We start from the raw sequence: 14,433 nt of genomic DNA, 5'->3' as shown, positions 1-14,433 counted from the left end.
CTGGCCGGTTCCCTCTATCCGGAACCCACTACCGGTGGGTAACGTCCGGTCGGTCCACACGGTGGCGATGGCGCCCAGAGGAGCAGCAGTCTTGCGCGAGTTCAGCCTTCCGGCCCTGTACGAGGTCCCTTCGGACGGGAACCTGACGGATCTCATCCGCCGCAATGCCGCCCAGCATCCCGACACCGCCGTCATGAGCCGCAAGGTCGACGGCCGGTGGCAGGACGTCACCGCGACGGAGTTCCTGGCCGAGGTGCGGGCCACCGCCAAGGGCCTGATCGCCTCGGGCATCGAGCCCGGCGACCGGGTCGCCCTGATCTCCCGCACCCGTTACGAGTGGGTGCTGTTCGACTTCGCGATCTGGAGCACGGGCGCCGTCACCGTCCCCGTGTATGAGACCAGCTCCGCCGAGCAGATCCAGTGGATCCTCGGCGACTCCGGCGCCGTCGCCGTCGTCGTGGAGAGCCCGGCGCACAGCGCGAGCGTGGCCGCCCTGCGCGACCGGCTGCCGGACCTGCGCGAGGTCTGGGAGATCGACCAGGACGCCCCGGCCGTGCTGAAGGCCGCCGGCGCCGGGGTCACCGACGCCGAGGTGGACGCGCGCAGCGCCCTCGCCAACGCCGACGACCCGGCCACGATCGTCTACACCTCGGGCACCACCGGCCGCCCCAAGGGCTGCGTGCTGACCCACCGCAACTTCTTCGCCGAGTGCGGGAACGTGGTGGAGCGGCTGAGCCCACTCTTCCGCACCGGCGAGTGCTCCGTGCTGCTCTTCCTGCCGGCCGCGCACGTCTTCGGGCGCCTGGTGGAGGTGGCGGCCGTGCTGGCGCCGATCCGGCTGGGCTGCGTACCGGACATCAAGAACCTCACCGACGAGCTCCAGTCCTTCCGGCCGACCCTGATCCTCGGTGTGCCGCGCGTCTTCGAGAAGGTCTACAACTCGGCGCGCGCCAAGGCCCAGGCCGACGGCAAGGGCAAGATCTTCGACGCGGCCGCCGAGACGGCGATCGCGTACAGCCGCGCGCTGGACGCGCCCGGCGGCCCGTCCTTCGGGCTGCGGCTCAAGCACAAGATCTTCTCCAAGCTGGTCTACAGCAAGCTGCACGCGGTCCTCGGCGGGCGCGGCGAGTACGCGATCTCCGGCGGCGCCCCGCTGGGCGAGCGTCTCGGCCACTTCTTCCGCGGCATCGGCTTCACGGTGCTGGAGGGCTACGGCCTGACCGAGTCCTGCGCGGCCACGGCCTTCAACCCGTGGGACAAGACGAAGATCGGTACGGTCGGCCAGCCGCTGCCCGGCTCCGTGGTGCGCATCGCGGACGACGGCGAGGTGCTCCTGCACGGCGAGCACGTCTTCAAGGAGTACTGGAAGAACGAGACGGCCACCGCCGAGGCGCTGACCGACGGCTGGTTCCACACCGGCGACGTCGGCACCCTCGACGAGGACGGCTACCTCGCGATCACCGGCCGCAAGAAGGAACTCATCGTCACGGCGGGCGGCAAGAACGTCGCCCCCGCGGTGATCGAGGACCGGATCCGCGCGCACGCGCTGGTCGCGGAGTGCATGGTGGTCGGCGACGGGCGGCCGTTCGTGGCCGCGCTGGTCACCATCGACGAGGAGTTCCTGGGCCGCTGGGCCGCGGAGAACGGCAAGCCGGCCGGGGTGACGGCGGCGGAGCTGCGCGAGGACGCGGAGCTGATCGCCGCCGTCCAGAAGGCCGTCGACGACGGCAACGCGGCGGTCTCCAAGGCGGAATCGGTGCGGAAATTCCGCATTCTGCCCTCCCAGTTCACGGAGGAGTCGGGCCACATCACGCCCTCGCTGAAGCTCAAGCGGAACGTGGTGGCGAAGGACTTCGCGGACGAGATCGACGCCCTCTACCGGGGCTAGGCGCGGCCGCCGGCCGGGACGTGGTCAGCGCGGGTCCTCGGCGAGGATCCGCTCCACGTTCCGTTCGGCGAGCGCGGTGATCGTCACGAACGGGTTCACGCCCAGCGAGCCGGGCACCAGCGAGCCGTCGACCACGTACAGGCCCCGGTAGCCCCTGGCCCGGCCGTAGGCGTCCGTGGCCTCGCCGAGGACGCAGCCGCCCAGCGGGTGGTACGTGAAGTCGTCGGCGAAGGGCCGGTTGCCGCCGAAGAGGTCGTAGCGGTAGATCGTGACGTTCCTGCGGTTGATGCGGTCGAAGAGGGTGCGGGCGGCGTCGACGGACGGGGTGTTCTGGTCCCGGGTCCACTGGAGCCGCGCCGAGTCGGTGGCGGCGTCGTAGGTGAAGTGGCCGCGCTCCGGGTTCTTGGTGATGGCCAGGTACATCGAGATCCAGTGCTCGATGCCCATCGGGAGCGGGGCGATCTCCGCGAAGACGGGGTTGGCCGCGTTGTCCCAGTCGTCGATGCCCATCGCGGGCATGGTGGCCTGGTTCGCACCCACCGTGTCCCAGAGGTGGTTGGCGCGGGCGGTCATCACGTTGCCGTTGTGGCCCCAGCCGAGGCCGACCTTCTCGCTGAGGGCGGGCAGGGTGCCCTTCTCGCGGGCGCGCAGCAGGATCTCGGTGGTGCCGAGGCTGCCGGCGCCGAGGAAGAGCTGCTTGCAGCCCAGTTCCCGGAGCTGGGTGATCTTGCCGGTGACGTCGCTGGTCAGCACGGTGAGGACGTAGCCCCCGGCCGGGTCGGTGCGTACGCCGACCACCCGCTGCATCGTCTCGATGGTGACGTTGCCGGTGCCGAGGGCGGCGGCCAGGTAGGTCTTGTCGACGCTCTTCTTGCCGTGGTTGTTGCCGTAGATGACCTCGCCCGCGAGGGCCGACTTCGTGGCGGTGCCCGCGGCCTCGCGCTTCATGTACGCGAAGTCGTAGACGTTGGGCACGAAGACGGTCTTCAGGCCGGTGTTCTGGGCGTGCTTGCGCGAGACGCGGGCGAAGCGGTACCACTCCGTGGACTCGAACCAGGCAGGGTCGATGTCGTTGACGCCGAGCATGGCGCGGGCGCGGGGGTAGTAGGTCCCGTACATCTCGTCGGCGTCGACGCCGGGCAGCACCTCGGTGAAGTACGAGCGCTTCGGGGTGGGCGACATGCCGCCGTTGACCAGGGAGCCGCCGCCGACGCCGCGGCCGACGTAGACCGACATGTCCCCGTAGTTCACGCGGTCGAGGACACCGGGGTACGGGCTGATGTCCCGGTTGACGACGTCGAGCCAGAGGAACTGCGCGAGCGGGGCCTCGGTGCGGGTGCGGAACCACATGGAGCGCTGGTCGGGCGCGGAGGTGGAGGGGAAGACCTTGCCGTCGGGCCCGGGGGTGTCCCACAGCCGCCCCATTTCGAGGACGACGGTGCGCACCCCGGCCTGCCCCAGGCGCAGCGCGGCGACGGCGGATCCGTAGCCGGAGCCGACGACGATGGCGGGGGCGTACTGCGCGGCGGCGGGTTCGACGGCGGCCGCGGAGGAGAGCCCGATGCGGGTGAACCCGAGGGCGGCGGCCGTCTGGAGGGCGGCGAGGCCGAATTGACGGCGCGTCAGCTTTGGTGTCATGGGCGCATGATGAGCGGATCCGGCCGAACCGGCCATAACCCGTGCTGCCACGCATGTGAGTGACAGTCGGGCATGGCGGGGCCGCGGCGGGTCCCGCCGCGGCCCGCGCGGACGGCTACAGCAGCTCGCGCAGGCGGTCGGCGAGCAGGTCCCAGCGCCACTTCTCCTCGACCCAGGCCCGCCCGCGCTCTCCCATCCGGCGCCGCAGCTCCGGGTCCTGGAGGAGGGCGACGATCCGGTCGGCCGCCTCCTCGGGGGCGCCGCCGCGCACCACCCAGCCGGTCTCCCCGTCGAGCACCGCGTCCGGCGCCCCGCCCGAGTCGCCCGCGACCACCGGCAGGCCCGTCGCCGAGGCCTCCAAGTACACGATCCCGAGCCCCTCCACGTCCAGCCCGCCCCGCCGGGTCCGGCAGGGCATCGCGAAGACGTCCCCGGCGCCGTAGTGGGCCGGCAGCTCCGCCCAGGGGACGGCCCCGGTGAAGACCACCGAGTCCGCGACCCCGGTCCGCGCGGCCAGCGCGCGCAGGTCCGCCTCGTACGGGCCTCCGCCCACGATCAGCAGCACCGCGTCCGGCACGGCCGCCAGGATCCGCGGCATCGACTCGATCAGCGTGTCCTGCCCCTTGCGCGGGACCAGCCGCGAGACGCACACGACCACCGGCCGGTCGCTCAGGCCGAGGCGGGCCCGGACATCGGCGCCGCCCGACCCGGGGTGGAAGGTCTTCTCGTCGACGCCCGGCGGGAGCTGGACCATCCGGTCGGCCGCCCGCTGCGTGAGCGCCGAGGCGATCCGCGAACGCGTGTACTCCCCCAGGTAGGTCAGGGTGTCCGTGCCCTCGCCGATCCGCCGCAGCAGCTGCCGCGCGGCCGGGAGCTGCGCCCAGCCCGCCTCGTGCCCGTGGGTGGTGGCCACCAGCCGCCGGGCGCCCGCCCGGCGCAGCGCCGGGCCCATCAGGCCCAGCGGGGCCGCCGCCCCGAACCACACGGACTCGCAGCCGTGCTCGCGCAGCAGGGAGACCGCCCGGCGGGTCACCCGGGGGGTCGGCAGCAGCATGGTGGTGCGGTCCCGCACCACGGTGAAGGGCTGCTCGGCGTCGAAGGCGGCGGTGGCCTCGCGGCCCTCGGCCCCGTGCTTCCAGGTGGAGGCGTAGACCACGACCCGCTCGGGGTCGAGTCGCAGCGCCATGTTGTGCAGGAAGGCCTGGATGCCGCCCGGGCGCGGCGGGAAGTCGTTGGTCACGATCAGCGTCTTGTGCATCGTGGCCAACGTACCGGACGGCGTCAGCCGAGCTCGTGGCGCAGGGCCTCCTGCCAGGCCCGCGTCAGCGCGGGCAGGTCCGTCCCCAGCGCCCCCTCCAGGGCGGCGGGCAGGGGTTCGCGGCCCGCGTCCCGGTAGAGCCGTACGAGCGCCTCGGCGCCCCACCGGTCGGCGACGAGCCGGCAGGCCAGCCAGGCGCCCTCGTAGGCCCGCGCCATGGCCTCCGCGTCCCCGCCGAAGGCGAACGCGGCGTCGGCCGGGAGCGCGGGCGGCGGCCCGCCCGCCCGTACGGCCCGGCCCAGCGCGGGCGCGGCCTCGGCCGGGGTGGCGGGGGTGCCCCGGTACGCGGCCCAGTCGGCGAAGCCCTCGGAGAGCCACTGCGGGGTCGAGGCGGAGGTGGCGGAACGGGTCGCGACATGGGTGACCTCGTGGGTCAGGACCACGCTCCGGCCGGCGGCGCTGAGCTCCGCGTACCCGGCGGGGTTGATCACGACCCGGTCGGCGGGGGCCGGCGCGGCGCCCACCCGGCCGGTGGTGACGGCGCCCATGCCCCGGTACGCGTCGGCCGGCCGGCCCAGCAGCGCGGCCATCGCGTCCAGGGAGGCGGGGACCAGCACCACGACCCGCCGGGCCCAGTCGCCGGGCCAGGCGGCGCTCACGGCGGGTACCGCCCGGTCGGCCTCCCCGGCGATCCCGGTCAGCGTCCCCCGGTCCTGGCCCACGCCGAGCACCAGGGAGTGCTCGCCCCGGACCACCGTCACCGGGCCCTGGTCCCACAGCTGGGGCGGGGCCCCGGGGGCGGGCCGGTCGGCGGTGACCCGCCAGGCGGCGCCCTCCCGCGCCAGCTCCACCTCGCGGGCCGACCCGGCGGGGGCGGCGTCGTAGCCGGTGAGCCGGTAGCGCAGCTCGGCCCGCACCAGGGCCCGGGCGCCGTCCGGCCGGACCGAGGTGACCTCGTAGGACCAGCCCTCCAGCGGGATCCCGGCGAGCCGCTCGGGCGGCCGGCGCGACCAGGCGGCGACGGCCTCGCGGATCCCGGCCTCCGCCGTGGTCCCGGCCGCCGCGGGGGTGCGGGCGGCCGGGTGCGCGCACCCGGCCACCGGCAGGCAGAGCAGCAGCGGGCACAGCAGGAGCGGCAGCGCGCGCGGCAGCACGCGCGGGGATCGGCGGACCGGAATCATCAGCCGATCGTACGCACGGCCCGCCTCAGGGGCGGGTGACCGAGGACACCGGCATCATCCCGACGGGGTCGTAGCGCACCCGCGCACCCGGATAGGGGGCATGCACCACCTGGCCGTTGCCGACGTACATGGCGACGTGGCTGGCGTCGGAGCGGTAGGTCACCAGGTCCCCGGGCCGGGCCTGCGAGAGCGGCACCCGCCGGCCCGCGTACCGCTGCGCCTGGGAGGTGCGGGGCAGCGCGACGCCCGCCTGGCGGTAGGACCACACCATCAGCCCGGAGCAGTCGAAGCCGGAGGGGCCGGTGGAGCCCCACACGTAGGGCTTGCCGACCGCCGCGCGGGCCGCCATCACCGCGGTCATCGCCCGGCCGGAGGACCGGCCGCCGTCGTCGGAGGGGAGGTCCGGCAGCGCGTCGGCGCGGCCGCCGGAGCGCGAGGCCCGCTCGAAGTCGGCCCGCTCCCCCGAGGGCATCGCGTCGAGCAGCTGCCGGGCGGCGGCGAGCTTGGCCGTGACGGACCGCTTCTGGGTGGCCACCTCGGCGCGCAGGGCCTCCAGTTCGGCGAGCTTGCGGGAGGCCTCCTGGCGCTGCTGGCCGATCCGGCGCTGTTCCTCGCGCAGTTCGTCGAGCTGCCGGGCCTGGCGGCCGCTCAGCCGGTTGAGGACGGCGGACCGGTCGAGGTAGTCGCCGGGGTCGTCGGACAGCATCAGCTCGACGGTGGGGTCGAGGCCGCCGGAGCGGTACTGGGCCCCGGCGAAAGCGCCGAGGACCCCGCGCATGGTGTTGATGCGGTCCTGGCCGCGGGCCACCGCGTCCTGGGCCCGGCTGATCTCGGCGCGCAGGCCGTCGGCCTTCTCACCGGCCGAGTTGAACTTCTCGGTGGCCCGCTCGGCCTCCTCGAAGAGCCGGTCGACCTGGGCGCGGGACCCGGTGGAGGGGTCGTGCGGGAGCCCGGGGGCCGCCTGCGCGGAGGCTCCCGTCAGGGCCACGGCGGCGGTGGCCGCGACGGCGGTGAGGACGGTGACCTTGGTGCTCCGGTCGAGGCCGCTGGGCCCGGACCGGCGATGGGACGCCACGTGGAACCGCTCCCTTGCGCTGCGCGGGGCCCGGGTCCGCCCCCCGTGGACGGCCGAGTGCCGGGTTCCGCGCTGGCAGACAGTAGCGGCGCCATCACACGCCGGCCAACGACCGCCGGCGGGCACGCACGGTGACGCCCCGCCGGAGACGCAGGTCACCGGCGGGGCGTGAGGTCAGGGCGGGTCCGCGCAATTCGCCCGGATGGGCGGTGTGCGGCGCGTCCCCCCGGAGCCGGGGAGGGCGCGGAGCGCGGGGTCAGCCGACGCGGACACCGAACTGGAAGGGCATGTTCTTCATGGCCTCGTACCTGACGCCGCTGCGGGGGTTGGCGGCGTGGAAGACCTGGCCGTTGCCCGCGTAGAGGCCGACGTGGTGCAGGTCGTCGTAGAAGAAGACCAGGTCCCCGGGCTGGAGCTCGCTCATGCCGATGCGCGTGCCGTCGTTGATCTGGGTGAAGGTGGTGCGGCTGATCTGGACGCCGGCCTGCCCGTAGGCCCACTGCGCCAGGCTGGAGCAGTCCCAGTACGCCATGCCGGTGGAGCCCAGGTTGTAGCCCTTGCCCTCCTGGGTCACGGCGGCGGCGAGGGCGGCCGCGGCCCGCCCGGAGCCCTTGACCGCACCGGGCTTGGCGCCGGAGCCCCCGCCGGCGGCCTTGGCGGCCTCCTCGCCCGCCTTGGCCTCCTCGTTCTTCAGCTGACCGCGTTCCTCGGCGGTGAGCGAGTTGAGCTGGGCCTGGGCGGCGGCGAGCTTCTCCTGGGCGGTCTTCTTCTTCTCGGCCAGCTCCTTGCGGACGGCGTCGAGGTCGGCCAGCTTGCCCGCGGCCTCCTGCCGCTGCTGCGCGAGGCTGCGCTGCTTGGCCTGGATCTTCGATATCGCCTCGACCTGCTTGCCGCTCAACTGCTGGAGCGTGGAGGCCTTGTCGAGGTAGGTCTCCGGGTCGCCGGACAGCAGCAGCTCCACGGACTGGTCGAGGCCGCCGCCGCGGTACTGGGCGGTCGCCATCGAACCGAGGACGTTGCGCAGGCCGTTGAGCTCGTCCTGGCCGCGGGCGACCTGGTCCTGGAGCTGGGCGATCTCCTTCTCCAGCTTGTCCTGGCGGTCCTTGGCGGCGTTGGCGTTCTCGCCCGCCTGCTCGGACTCCTCGTAGAGGGCGTCGACCTTGGACTTGACCTCGTCCTTGTTCGGCTTGTCCGGGGCGGCCATGGCCGACTGGGAGGAGAGGGCGACGGCCGCGGTGGCCAGTGCCGTGAGGACGCTCACGCGGGTGCGGGTCGGCGGCTTGGGTCGACGGTGGGACGCCACGAACGCGAGCTCCTTCATCCTGGAGCCACCGAAGGGAAGGTCGGACTCGGCAGCGCACCTCCGCCCGCACCCCGAATGGATGAACGACCGCACGAAGGTTTGAAGCAGACCCTAGTGACCCGCCCGCGATGAGTTCAAATCCCCGTACGCAAAATTCCGCTTCCCCACCGGCTTCTTTACCCGCGGCGCACGCTGCGTGCCGACGAGTTGACGGTGCGTCCCCCGCACGCACCACCAATTCCGGCATTGCGCCCAGCAGTTACGAAAGGCACCAAAGGGCCATCGGCTACGAAACCCTCGACAGCCGCTTCAGCAGCAGCGCCGAGGTCACCGGCCGGGCCCCCGCCTTCGCGACCCCGTCGGCCACCTCGCGGTCCGTGGAGACCACGACCACAGGCCGGCCGGGCGGCTCGGCCCGCACCAGCTGGCGGATCAGCTCGTCGGCCGTCACCCCGGCCTTGGAGAACAGCACCCGCACCCCGCGCGGCGGCGCGAGCAGCACCGGGGCCGCCAGCTCCGCCCCGTCGAAGACACAGGTCATCTCGGCGCCGGTCTGCGCGGCCAGCATCGACAGCCCGCCCAGCAGCCGCAGCCGCTGCTTCTCCAGCGGCATCGTCGGATAGCCGGTCTTGGTCACGTTGTAGCCGTCGACCACCAGATGCGCCTGGGGCAGCGCCAACAGCTGGTCCAGCAGCGCCGGATCGGTCTCCGACAGGGCCCGCGCCGCGATGTCCTTCGGGGTCATCCGGCCCGGCTCCACCGCGTCCACGGTGTCGGCCGGACGCGTCGAGACCGGCGGCAGCGCCAGCTCACGGCGCAGGCCCGCCGCCGCGTCCAGCACGGTGTCCAGCAGCAGCCGCAGCCGCATGTCCTCGATGCTGCGCCCCTCACGGGTGGCCCGCCGCGAGGTCTCCAGCGAGGACTCCACCTCGGCGAGCCGGGACTTCAGGCGCCGGGACTCGCTCTCGGCGGCGGCCACCTGCGCGGCCGCCTCGGCACGGATCCCGTCGACCTCGGCGGTGACCTTGCGCAGGGCCGCCTCGCCCCTCTTCACGTCGCTGAGGGCACTGCGCAGCTTGCGCTGAAGCGATTCCGCTTCCTTGCGCGCGGAGTCCAGCTCGGCCCGCACCTGGTCGCCCCCGGCGCGCTGGTTCTCCCGCGCCTGGGCCAGCTCCGAGCGCAGCCGCTCCAGCTCCCGGCGGGTCTCGTCACCGACCCGCTCGGCGTCGGCGCGCTGGGCCTCCTCGCCTGCGGCGGCCACCAGCTTGACCCAGCCGGCCGGACGCAGCACGTACGCGGCGGCCGCCACGTCCAGCGGGTCCGCGGCCGCGGGCGGCGCCCCGCCGTCCAGCGCCCCGGCCAGCTCCGGCTGCGCCTCGCGCAGCTTCTCCGCGACCCGGCCGCGGAAGACCCCGTCCGTCTCCACGGCGGCGGCCATGGCGTTGCCCGCGAACTTGGCGCGGCGAGTCGGGGTGAACCGGGCGTACTGCCGCAGCTGCGCCGGGAGGTCGGCGACCGTCAGTCCGCCGAAGGCGTCCGAGACGAGCGCGACGACCCGGCGCCGCACGCCCTCCGGCAGCGGGCGGTCGAGCACCTCGGCGGCGTCGCCGGCCACGTCGGCCGGCTCAGCGCCGCTTGCTGGCTCCACAATCCGTCACCCCTACCGTGATCTACTGTGGGCCCGGCTCCCTCAGGAGTCCGCGCCCGGCCTGTCCACGAGCTCGATCTGGTCCACCGCGTTGCACCAGCGACAGCGGACCGAGTCGATGGTCTCACTGACCACCTCGCGCTCCTCGACCTTGGGCTCCCCGGCGAGGTCCAGGTGGACGTACTCGACGACCTTCGACGAACGGGTGACGTCGAACCGCGTGAGGTTGCCGCACAGCGTGCAGCGCCACCGGGTGGTCTCGGTCGGCAGGGGAACCGTCATCAGGTCGCTCGCTCCTTCGTAGCTCATTCAATTAAAGCCGTCCGCGGCAGTGCACGGACCGCGCACGTAACCCTACGGCCTGGCACCGCCCTCGGGCGGGGTCCGTCTGCGTCATGCTCTGTCGCATGATCGTAAAGTGGCTGACGTTACGCGAGGCCGCCCGGGGCCCGGTGGTCACGTACGCACTGATCGCCGGCTGCTGCCTGGCCTTCCTGCTCGGTCCCGCCTCCGGCCTGAATCCCTCCTACGGCACCGGCGACCGGCTGCTCACCACGGGGACGGCGTACTTCCGGCACTGGGGGGTGGTGCCCGACGAACTCTTCTCGGGGGCCGCGCGCCCGCTGCTGACCCCGCTGACCGCGCTGTTCGTCCACGGCAGCTGGCTCCACCTGCTCGGGAACATGCTCTTCCTGCACGTCTTCGGCGCGATGACGCAGGAACGGATGGGCCGGGCGCCCTTCCTCGTCTTCTACGTGTGCACGGGCTACCTGGCGCTGGCGGCGTACGCGGCGGCCAACGCCTCCTCGGACCAGACGCTGGTCGGCGCGTCCGGGGCGATCTCGGCGGTCCTGGGGGCCTTCCTCTGCCTCTTCCCGAGGGCCCGGGTGACGAGCCTGTTCCCGTTCCTGCTCTTCCTGCCCCTGCGCTTCCCCGCCTGGATCGTCCTGGTGTTCTGGTTCGCCCTCCAGTGGCTGGCCGCGCAGCGCGCGGAGAGCGGGCCGGGGGTGGCCTACCTGGCGCACGTGGTGGGCTTCTCCCTGGGGTTCCTCTACGCATGGGCGCGCTATCGCCGTACGACTAGAGTGGGTCGACCAGTGACTGCCGGCGAGGGAGACAGCCAACCGTGATCACCGCGATCGTGCTCATCAAGACCAGCGTGGACCGCATCCCCGAGATCGCCGAGTCCATCGCCCAGCTGGACAGCGTCAGCGAGGTCTACTCCGTCACCGGTACCTACGACCTGATCGCCCTGGTCCGCGTCGCCCGTCACGAGAACCTCGCCGACATCATCCCCGGCCGGATCAGCAAGATCCCGGGCGTCGAGGCGACCGACACGCACGTGGCGTTCCGCACGTACTCCCAGCACGACCTGGAAGCGGCCTTCGCCATCGGCCTCGACGCGTAGCGCTCCGCCGGTTCACAGCCCCGGCGGGGCCTCCCCTAGGTCATGATCGAGAGCGTCTCACACGGCCGGGACGCAGCGGCCCTCTTCCGTGCGGTACTGCCACTTGGCGCCGTCCGCGACGAGCTCCTTGACGGCCCGCAGGAACCGCTCGACGTGCTCGTCGGGGGTGCCCGCGCCGAAGGAGACCCGGATCGCGTTGAGCGAGCGCTCGCCCGGGGCGGCCTCCGGGGCACCGCACTCGCCCGGCTCCTGGGGCTCGCTGCCGAGCAGGGTGCGGACCAGCGGGTGGGCGCAGAAGAGGCCGTCGCGCACGCCGATCCCGTACTCCGCCGACAGCGCGGCGGCGAAGTGGGAGCTGTTCCAGCCGTCCACCACGAAGGAGATGACGCCGACACGCGGGGCGTCGTCCCCGAAGAGGGAGAGCACGCGCACGGCGGGGACGTCCGCCAGGCCCTCGCGGACCCTGGCGATGAGGCGGTTCTCGCGGGCGACCAGGTTCTCGAACCCGGCCTCCTTCAGGGCGCGGCAGGCCGAGGCGATGGAGTAGACGCCGATGACGTTCGGGGAGCCGGCCTCGTGGCGGGCCGCGGTGGTGTGCCACTCGATGTCGACGCCGCCGTCCTCGCGGCGGGCCACCTTGCGGGAGGCGCCGCCGCCGGCCAGGTACGGCTCGGCCTCCTGGAGCCAGTCGGCGCGGCCGGCGAGGACGCCCGAGCCGAAGGGGGCGTAGAGCTTGTGGCCGGAGAAGGCGACCCAGTCCACGCCCAGGTCCCGGACGGACAGGGGGTGGTGCGGGGCCAGCTGGGCGGCGTCGAGGACGATCCGGGCACCGTGGGCGTGCGCGGCGGCGGCCAGCTCCTTGACCGGCCACAGCTCGCCGGTGACGTTGGAGGCACCGGTGACGCAGACCAGGGCGGGGCCGTAGGGGTCGCGGTCGGCCAGCGCCCGCTCCAGGGTGGCGACGGCCTGGGCCGGGGTGCGCGGCGCGTTGAGGTAGGTGACCTGGGCGTTGGTCCACGGCAGCAGCGAGGCGTGGTGCTCGGTCTCGAAGACGAACACCTGGCAGCCGGCCGGGAGGGCGGCGGCGAGCAGGTTCAGGGAGTCGGTGGTCGACCGGGTGAACACCACCTGGTCGCCGGGGCGGCAGTCCAGGAACTCCGCGACCGTGGCGCGGCTCTGCTCGAACAGGTCGGTGGAGAGCTGCGAGAGGTACCCGGCCCCGCGGTGGACGCTGCCGTAGTACGGGGCGTACGCGGCCACGTCGTCCCAGACCCGCTGGAGCGCGGGGGCGCTGGCCGCGTAGTCGAGGGCGGCGTAGGTGACCTCGCCACCGGTGACGAGCGGGACGGTGACGTCACGGCCGAGCACGGGCAGCGGCTCGGCACAGGCGGGGTCGACGGCGGTGGCGGCGGTGACGGTGGCGGAGTTCAGGAATGCGGACATGGCGGTGTCTCCCGGCAGGCAGGGCTGAATGGCTTCGGTGTGCCCGTACGCGGGTACGGCAGGACGCGACGGCGCCGGCCGGCCACAGGGGTACGGGAAGGACCTCGGAATGTCGTGGGGGTACGCCTGAGCGGCCCTATCCGAGGGGTGAAGAAGGGGCGGAGTCGCCCTATCGCATTCGCTTGCTCACGGAAAAAGCTCCTCGAAGACCCAGGACCCCTGGTATCGAGGGATCCGCGCTTGCCGTAGACCTCGCTGCCTACGACCTGGTCATCACCCGGGGCACCCCGCCACGGAAGGAGGGTTGCCGGACAGCAAGCCGGGGCCTAAACGCTGTCACTCGTGACCTGGACAGCATCCTGCCACAAGATCCTCCACACACAAGACCCCGGTCCACCATGTGGACCGGGGTCTGCTTCTGAACGCCGCGCTCGCGCCGCTCGGCCGCGGGCGGCCTCCCGGGCTTCGCCCGGCTGCGCCGGCCTCCGGCCGTCGGGGGGCGCCGCGCGGCGGGCGGCTACGCGTTGCTGGCGGCCGCCCAGCGTTCCAGGGCCGCGCGGGCCGCGCCCGAGTCGATCGACTCGGCCGCGCGGACGACGCCCGCCGCCAGCTGCTCCTCCAGGGACCCGCTGCCCGGGTCCAGCGCCACCAGGGCCGCCGCCGAGTTCAGCAGGACCGCTTCGCGCACGGGGCCCGTCTCCCCGGCCAGCAGCCGGTGGGCGACGTCCGCGTTGTAGGAGGCGTCCTCGCCGCGGAGGGCGGAGACGTCCACGATGGGGATCCCGATGTCACGCGGGTCGAACGTCTGCTCGGTGACCGCGCCGTCGCGGACCCACCACACCCGGGAGGTGGCCGTCGTGGTGAGTTCGTCCATGCCGTCGTCGCCCCGGAAGACCAGCGCCGAGGAGCCGCGCTCCGCGAGCACCCCGGCCACGATGGGGGCGACCCGGGCGTCCGCCACGCCGGTGGCCTGCGCGCGCACCTTCGCCGGGTTCGTCAGCGGGCCGAGGAAGTTGAAGGTGGTCCGGATGCCCAGCTCCTTGCGGGCCGCCGCCACGTGCCGCAGCGCGGGGTGGAACTTCACCGCGAAGCAGAAGGTGATGCCGGCCTCCTCGGCGACCTCCACCACCCGGGCGGGGGTGAGGTTCAGGTTGACGCCGAGCTTCTCCAGCACGTCCGAGGAGCCGCTCGCGGAGGACGCGGCCCGGTTGCCGTGCTTGACCACCTTCGCGCCGGTACCGGCCACCACGAGCGCCGACATCGTGGAGATGTTCACGGTCTTGGCGCCATCCCCGCCCGTGCCGACGATGTCCACCGTCCGGCCCGGTACCTCGATCAGATTGGCGTGATCGTACATGGCACGCACCATGCCGTTGATCTCCGCGACGGTCTCCCCCTTGGCCCGCAGGGCCACCATGAAACCGGCGATCTGCGCGTCCGTCGCCTCGCCCCGCATGATCCGGTCCATCGCCCAGGCGGTGTCGTCCGCACCGAGGTCCCGGCCGGTCAGCAGGGTGTCGAGGAGGCCCGGCCAGCCACGGGCCGCCACGCTGTCGCCGCCTGCCGGGGTCACAACGTTCATGGTCCGCTC

Annotated in this window: 12 protein-coding genes and 1 riboswitch; of the genes, 3 read left to right on the top strand and 9 right to left on the bottom strand. The window is 73.4% G+C overall.

Going from position 1 to position 14,433, the window contains the following annotated elements; all coding sequences use genetic code 11:
• Window positions 1–91: 91 nt before the first annotated feature.
• Window positions 92–1,888, top strand: coding sequence for an AMP-dependent synthetase/ligase (locus SLAV_RS26510; protein WP_100660974.1), 1,797 nt, complete (start codon window positions 92–94; stop codon window positions 1,886–1,888).
• 24 nt (window positions 1,889–1,912) lie between these two features.
• Here the strand turns inward: SLAV_RS26510 and SLAV_RS26505 are convergent, their stop codons facing one another.
• The 7 genes from SLAV_RS26505 to SLAV_RS26470 form a co-directional block, all read right to left on the bottom strand.
• Window positions 1,913–3,526 (bottom strand): GMC oxidoreductase, encoded by a 1,614-nt coding sequence (locus SLAV_RS26505; RefSeq protein WP_030233237.1) that lies wholly within the window; start codon window positions 3,524–3,526, stop codon window positions 1,913–1,915.
• Between the two features lie 115 nt (window positions 3,527–3,641).
• Window positions 3,642–4,784, bottom strand: coding sequence for a glycosyltransferase family 4 protein (locus SLAV_RS26500; RefSeq protein WP_030233234.1), 1,143 nt, complete (start codon window positions 4,782–4,784; stop codon window positions 3,642–3,644).
• Between the two features lie 23 nt (window positions 4,785–4,807).
• Window positions 4,808–5,965 carry a hypothetical protein gene (locus tag SLAV_RS41125; protein WP_158740728.1) on the bottom strand — a complete coding sequence of 386 codons (1,158 nt, stop codon included), beginning with the start codon at window positions 5,963–5,965 and terminating at the stop codon, window positions 4,808–4,810.
• A gap of 25 nt (window positions 5,966–5,990) precedes the next feature.
• Window positions 5,991–7,040, bottom strand: coding sequence for a C40 family peptidase (locus SLAV_RS26485; RefSeq protein ID WP_030233229.1), 1,050 nt, complete (start codon window positions 7,038–7,040; stop codon window positions 5,991–5,993).
• Between the two features lie 256 nt (window positions 7,041–7,296).
• Complete coding sequence (locus SLAV_RS26480; RefSeq protein WP_030233226.1) at window positions 7,297–8,343, bottom strand: C40 family peptidase; 1,047 nt, start codon at window positions 8,341–8,343, stop codon at window positions 7,297–7,299.
• Between the two features lie 286 nt (window positions 8,344–8,629).
• Entirely contained in the window at window positions 8,630–9,994 is a 1,365-nt protein-coding gene (locus SLAV_RS26475; RefSeq protein ID WP_030233223.1) for an NYN domain-containing protein, read from the bottom strand.
• Between the two features lie 39 nt (window positions 9,995–10,033).
• Window positions 10,034–10,273 carry a hypothetical protein gene (locus tag SLAV_RS26470; RefSeq protein ID WP_030233221.1) on the bottom strand — a complete coding sequence of 80 codons (240 nt, stop codon included), beginning with the start codon at window positions 10,271–10,273 and terminating at the stop codon, window positions 10,034–10,036.
• A 125-nt stretch (window positions 10,274–10,398) separates the two neighbouring features.
• On the opposite strand from SLAV_RS26470, the gene SLAV_RS26465 reads away from it, so the two are divergent.
• Both SLAV_RS26465 and SLAV_RS26460 read left to right on the top strand, forming a co-directional pair.
• Window positions 10,399–11,121: a rhomboid family intramembrane serine protease gene (locus SLAV_RS26465; RefSeq protein ID WP_030233217.1), complete on the top strand. Its 723-nt coding sequence runs from the start codon at window positions 10,399–10,401 to the stop codon at window positions 11,119–11,121.
• Window positions 11,118–11,399, top strand: a complete 282-nt coding sequence (locus SLAV_RS26460; RefSeq protein ID WP_007263678.1) for an Lrp/AsnC family transcriptional regulator — start codon at window positions 11,118–11,120, stop codon at window positions 11,397–11,399. Before SLAV_RS26465 ends, SLAV_RS26460 begins: the two co-directional genes overlap by 4 nt.
• Window positions 11,400–11,456: 57 nt before the next feature.
• Here the strand turns inward: SLAV_RS26460 and SLAV_RS26455 are convergent, their stop codons facing one another.
• Both SLAV_RS26455 and trpD read right to left on the bottom strand, forming a co-directional pair.
• Complete coding sequence (locus SLAV_RS26455; RefSeq protein WP_030233211.1) at window positions 11,457–12,842, bottom strand: aminotransferase class V-fold PLP-dependent enzyme; 1,386 nt, start codon at window positions 12,840–12,842, stop codon at window positions 11,457–11,459.
• A 231-nt stretch (window positions 12,843–13,073) separates the two neighbouring features.
• A riboswitch (SAM riboswitch) is annotated at window positions 13,074–13,190 on the bottom strand.
• Window positions 13,191–13,359: 169 nt separating this feature from the next.
• Window positions 13,360–14,424 carry an anthranilate phosphoribosyltransferase gene (trpD, locus tag SLAV_RS26450; RefSeq protein ID WP_030233208.1) on the bottom strand — a complete coding sequence of 355 codons (1,065 nt, stop codon included), beginning with the start codon at window positions 14,422–14,424 and terminating at the stop codon, window positions 13,360–13,362.
• Between the last annotated feature and the right edge of the window lie 9 nt (window positions 14,425–14,433).

Origin of the sequence: Streptomyces lavendulae subsp. lavendulae (genome assembly GCF_002803845.1) — a bacterium.
GTDB lineage: Bacteria > Actinomycetota > Actinomycetes > Streptomycetales > Streptomycetaceae > Streptomyces > Streptomyces lavendulae.
The sequence above is the reverse complement of the archived record's forward strand: the minus strand, read 5'-3'. Positions and strand labels throughout refer to the sequence as shown.